This is a genomic window from Bacillus sp. FG16 (genome assembly GCF_057809515.1).
On sequence record NZ_JBMDKC010000329.1, the window covers coordinates 1 to 461 of the forward strand.

Annotated in this window: 1 protein-coding gene; it reads right to left on the reverse strand. The window is 39.3% G+C overall.

Annotation, left to right across the window (positions count from 1 at the left end):
• Positions 1 to 386, reverse strand: a 386-nt coding sequence (locus ACODS7_RS32580; RefSeq protein WP_488828696.1) for a hypothetical protein, incomplete at its 3' end; no start/stop codon positions are given.
• Positions 387 to 461: the final 75 nt, after the last annotated feature.

The window sequence follows — 461 nt, forward strand, 5'->3', positions numbered from 1 at the left end:
TAACGACCGCCTTTCTTCATGAAGGTATCCAATCTTTTTCTCGTTACCCCTTGCAGTAACACTTTATGTTGGTCTATCAAATTGTTTGAAATATCTTCGATGGAACGTAACCCTAATTTCTTTTTGAGATAAGAAGTAACTTGGCGCATAATCTGCGTTGTCTCTCGTTTCGTTGCTTCTTCCGCTACAATTGCTTCTACTTTCTCTCGTGCATGTTCTCCAATTTGTTCTACCATCTTTTCTATTTTGAAACAGTCATCGGTCGTTAACTGCACATTTTCCTTCGCTAACTTATGTGCTTTCTCATAACGTTCCCTCTGCAATTGTTCTCGAATAATTCGCGTAACTACATGCGATTTGGTTGCTTCTTCAAACCGTTGATTCACGGCTTGCACATCCACACAAATTGCTTCTAACTTCTTTGTATGTTCCTTCATCGTCTTTTCTGTCTTTGCTTGTTG